The following is a 5,000-nucleotide window of genomic DNA, read 5'->3' as shown; positions in this document are numbered from 1 at the left end:
GCTTCCGACCGGATTTCACGTGTCCGGCCGTACTCAGGATCCACTCAGGAGGGAACGAAGTTTCAACTACAGGGTTTTTACCTTCTATGACGGACCTTTCCAGATCGCTTCATCTACCCCGTTCCTTTGTAACTCCATGTTGAGTGTCCTACAACCCCAAGAGGCAAGCCTCTTGGTTTGGGCTATGTCCCGTTTCGCTCGCCGCTACTCAGGGAATCGCGTTTGCTTTCTCTTCCTCCGGGTACTTAGATGTTTCAGTTCCCCGGGTCTGCCTTCAATACCCTATGTATTCAGGTAAAGATACTGCCCCATTACGAGCAGTGGGTTCCCCCATTCGGAAATCTCCGGATCAAAGCTTACTTACAGCTCCCCGAAGCATATCGGTGTTAGTCCCGTCCTTCATCGGCTCCTAGTGCCAAGGCATCCACCGTGCGCCCTTTCTAACTTAACCTAAATGGTTATACTCTTAATAAATAAGAGAGAAAAACTAATGTGGCGATTCTCGGTTTTACTTTGACTTCTTCTTACGATTATCTAGTTTTCAAAGAACGAATTTGATAGAGAGATTGCACTCTCAAAACTAAACAAACAAGTAACCATCAACGTTTTTATCAGTCCACAAGGACTGCATTATCCTTAGAAAGGAGGTGATCCAGCCGCACCTTCCGATACGGCTACCTTGTTACGACTTCACCCCAATCATCTGTCCCACCTTAGGCGGCTGGCCCCTAGGGCAAAACTTAACTTCCTATAATTCTAATAAGAGGTTAAGTTTTGCCCCAGGTTACCCCACCGACTTCGGGTGTTACAAACTCTCGTGGTGTGACGGGCGGTGTGTACAAGGCCCGGGAACGTATTCACCGCGGCATGCTGATCCGCGATTACTAGCGATTCCGGCTTCATGCAGGCGAGTTGCAGCCTGCAATCCGAACTGAGAATGGTTTTATGGGATTGGCTAAACCTCGCGGTCTTGCAGCCCTTTGTACCATCCATTGTAGCACGTGTGTAGCCCAGGTCATAAGGGGCATGATGATTTGACGTCATCCCCACCTTCCTCCGGTTTGTCACCGGCAGTCACCTTAGAGTGCCCAACTGAATGCTGGCAACTAAGATCAAGGGTTGCGCTCGTTGCGGGACTTAACCCAACATCTCACGACACGAGCTGACGACAACCATGCACCACCTGTCACTCTGTCCCCCGAAGGGGAACGTCCTATCTCTAGGAGTGTCAGAGGATGTCAAGACCTGGTAAGGTTCTTCGCGTTGCTTCGAATTAAACCACATGCTCCACCGCTTGTGCGGGCCCCCGTCAATTCCTTTGAGTTTCAGCCTTGCGGCCGTACTCCCCAGGCGGAGTGCTTAATGCGTTAGCTGCAGCACTAAAGGGCGGAAACCCTCTAACACTTAGCACTCATCGTTTACGGCGTGGACTACCAGGGTATCTAATCCTGTTTGCTCCCCACGCTTTCGCGCCTCAGCGTCAGTTACAGACCAGAAAGCCGCCTTCGCCACTGGTGTTCCTCCACATCTCTACGCATTTCACCGCTACACGTGGAATTCCGCTTTCCTCTTCTGTACTCAAGTCCCCCAGTTTCCAATGACCCTCCACGGTTGAGCCGTGGGCTTTCACATCAGACTTAAAGGACCGCCTGCGCGCGCTTTACGCCCAATAATTCCGGACAACGCTTGCCACCTACGTATTACCGCGGCTGCTGGCACGTAGTTAGCCGTGGCTTTCTGGTTAGGTACCGTCAAGGTACCGGCAGTTACTCCGGTACTTGTTCTTCCCTAACAACAGAGCTTTACGACCCGAAGGCCTTCATCGCTCACGCGGCGTTGCTCCGTCAGACTTTCGTCCATTGCGGAAGATTCCCTACTGCTGCCTCCCGTAGGAGTCTGGGCCGTGTCTCAGTCCCAGTGTGGCCGATCACCCTCTCAGGTCGGCTACGCATCGTCGCCTTGGTGAGCCGTTACCTCACCAACTAACTAATGCGCCGCGGGCCCATCTGTAAGTGTCAGCGTAAACCGACTTTCAACTTTCCCTCATGAGAGGAAAAGGATTATCCGGTATTAGCTCCGGTTTCCCGAAGTTATCCCAGTCTTACAGGCAGGTTGCCCACGTGTTACTCACCCGTCCGCCGCTAACCAAGAGGTGCAAGCACCTCAAGATTCGCTCGACTTGCATGTATTAGGCACGCCGCCAGCGTTCGTCCTGAGCCAGGATCAAACTCTCCAAGAAAGTTGATTTAGCTCATTTGTTACGTTGGCTAGTTTCTAATAGAAGAAACTAATATTTTTTGTTAACGTTCTTGTTTGTTTAGTTTTCAAAGAACAAATTTGCTAGGTTAATAGCAACATGAAATATAATACTATATTCACTTCATGGAAGTCAATATTAATCGTTTTTTTTCTAATTATTGACTTGCTCTCGAAGGGAACTTTTATATAATAACACCTCAATCGCATCCGATTCAATAGTAATATTTTCCAAGTCAACCTTTAAACACTAAATTTATATTATATATGCAAATGTAAGCATAGACTTGAGATTTAAAAGAACGCGGGGAGATCCCACGCGCCCTTTTTGCTCTTTCATTATGACATTATCCTTTTTTCCCCTTCAATCGCTTTGATTGGATTAATATTTTGTGTAAATTCAAGTGTACCTATATATACGCCATTTTCATCCCTAACAGCAAAATAGCGAATATATACATATTTATCACGGAACTTAATCCAGAAATCTTCTGTATCTTTCCTGCCTGCTTTAAAGTCAGCTAACAGTTCCTCCACTACATGTACACTTCTTGGTGGATGGCAGTTTTGAACGGTCCGACCTATAACCGCCTTTGTACGAGCAAAAATTCTTTCTTTTCCATGAGAGAAATAACGGACCACATCATCTTGATCAATGAACGTGATATCTACCGGTAAATGGTTTAATAGCAGTTCTAGTTGCTTTAATGATAATAATCCTGTTTCCATCTTAATGTACCCTTCTGAGATGGCTTTCTCATCCAACGCATGTCTTTCAGGCTTCCAAACCTCTGTAGGCGCAATTAGGCAATATCCAATTTCATCACTTTCCCGTGCAATTTTAACCCATTCATCTTCTGTAAAATTGTTCAATGCCATCGGGAAAAGAATGTTTTCTTCTCTGTAGATCATGGTAATAACTTCTTGTATGACAAAATTTATAACTTCAATTACGGCATGTTTGTCCCCATTATAAGAAGCTAATTTTTTCCGTGCGTCTTTTATAGCATCACGGATGAAGTCATTTATCCGCCACATATTGTTTGTTGGACCATATATGCCGTATGTTTCTAAATAAGGGAATATTAAATTCTCTTTCCTGCTATAGTGTTTATCGATATCGAGCAGTAAATTGATATCTTCTAAAAGGGAAAGTACGTTTTCTTGACTATCTTCCAACTCAAACTGGTCCAGATGGACTTTAAGTTGATTATTTACCAAGTTTTCTAATTCATTATTTTCCAATTTAAAGGTGTGTATCGGATGGCCTGGTTGTTCCTCTGGCTTATTCATTTTTTCTACCTCTTCGATTGCTCCTTTAAAAATTTCAGTATGCTTAGCATGTAACCGGTGCATTTCCTCTACTGAAAGATCTCCAAAATCATGCTGTAATTGCGAGATTTCATCTATGGTAATTTTTCCGATAAACGCATCAAAATGTGCTTTTACTTCTTTAACATTTTTTCCGGCATGGAGATCTTTAAAAATTTGTTTTAATATCGCTTGTCGTTTATTTGTAGTTGTCGTTTGTTGTTCACGGTTATTAATTATTTCACTCATTAGTATTCTCCTTCGCTAGTTGCTCTGTTTAAATGATATTGATAATGAATCTCATACATAAAATAACACCTTTTAAAAAATCTGTTTGTGATTAACATCATTGGTACAGAAATAAACTTTATAAATGTGATAAATTTAAGAACGAATTTTAAACAGAGAAATTGACAGTAGTATTTATCCATGTTATATTTATCTCGAATTAAAGATAAACAACTTCAAGATATCAGTTATCATCCTTACCTTTGGAGTGTATTGGACTTTAAAAGGAAAAACAAACGAAAAGATACTATTTGGAGGAATAAGCTTGAACCACTTAAAAGGGATACACCATGTAACTGCGATAACAAGCAGCGCCGAGAAGAATTATGAATTTTTCACTTATGTATTAGGGATGCGCCTTGTTAAGAAAACAGTAAATCAAGATGATATTCAAACCTATCACTTATTTTTCGCTGACGACACAGGTAGCCCAGGAACCGATATGACATTTTTTGATTTTCCTGGAATTCCTAAGGGTGTTCATGGAACAAATGAAATCTCAAAAACATCCTTCCGTGTGCCTAGTGACGCAGCAATTGATTATTGGGTGAAGCGTTTTGACCGATTGAACATAACCCATGCTGGAATTAAAGTGCAATTTGGTAAAAAAACACTTTCTTTTGTTGATTTTGATGATCAACAATACCAATTGATCTCAGATGAAAATAATGAAGGAGTTGCGGCAGGCGTACCTTGGCAAAATGGTCCAGTTCCTTTGGAGTATGCGATAACCGGGTTAGGTCCAATTTTTGTACGAATTGCTAATTTTGATTACTTTAAAGAAATGATGGAAAAAGTACTGTTTTTTAAAGAGATTGCTCAAGAAGGAGCCTTTCATTTATTCGATGTAGGCGAAGGTGGGAGTGGAGCACAGGTAGTAGTTGAATACAATGCGGTTCTACCGCAGGCGCGACAAGGATTCGGAACGGTTCACCATGCAGCATTCCGGGTTGAAGATCGTTCAGTTTTAGAAGAATGGGATCAACAAATGCGCAGCTTCGGATTCCAAACATCTGGATTTGTCGATCGCTACTTTTTCGGCTCTTTATACTCTAGAGTAGCACCTCAAATCTTATTTGAATTTGCAACAGATGGTCCTGGATTTATGGGAGATGAAGCATATGAAACCCTCGGCGAAAAACTAT

The 5,000-nt window shown here is 42.8% G+C and carries 2 protein-coding genes and 2 rRNA genes (2 of these 4 only partly in view); 1 reads left to right on the top strand and 3 read right to left on the bottom strand.

Annotated features, from left to right (window positions below; genetic code table 11):
- The 3 genes from ACN6MT_RS16355 to ACN6MT_RS16345 all read right to left on the bottom strand — a co-directional run.
- Positions 1-451, bottom strand: a 23S ribosomal RNA gene (locus ACN6MT_RS16355) (it extends 2,486 nt beyond the left edge of the window).
- Positions 452-640: 189 nt separating this feature from the next.
- Positions 641-2,239, bottom strand: a 16S ribosomal RNA gene (locus tag ACN6MT_RS16350).
- Together the 16S and 23S rRNA genes form the textbook arrangement of a ribosomal RNA operon.
- A gap of 356 nt (positions 2,240-2,595) precedes the next feature.
- Entirely contained in the window at positions 2,596-3,816 is a 1,221-nt protein-coding gene (locus tag ACN6MT_RS16345) for a DUF438 domain-containing protein (RefSeq protein WP_419887092.1), read from the bottom strand.
- Between the two features lie 304 nt (positions 3,817-4,120).
- Between ACN6MT_RS16345 and ACN6MT_RS16340 the strand changes: the two genes are divergently transcribed.
- A protein-coding gene (locus tag ACN6MT_RS16340; protein ID WP_419887091.1) for a ring-cleaving dioxygenase crosses the window boundary here: on the top strand, positions 4,121-5,000 show its 5' portion. It continues 98 nt past the right edge of the window; only the first 880 of its 978 coding nucleotides appear in the window; it begins with the start codon at positions 4,121-4,123; the stop codon falls past the right edge of the window.

This window comes from Neobacillus niacini, from assembly GCF_048572935.1.
Classification (GTDB): Bacteria; Bacillota; Bacilli; order Bacillales; family Cytobacillaceae; genus Neobacillus; species Neobacillus niacini.
Note: the sequence above shows the minus strand (reverse complement) of the source record. Positions and strands in the feature narration are given on the sequence as shown.

Excerpts from the sequence above, each read along its gene's own strand:
- ACN6MT_RS16345 (WP_419887092.1), bottom strand. The coding sequence starts at position 3,816 with ATGAGTGAAATAATTAATAACCGTGAACAACAAACGACAACTACAAAT.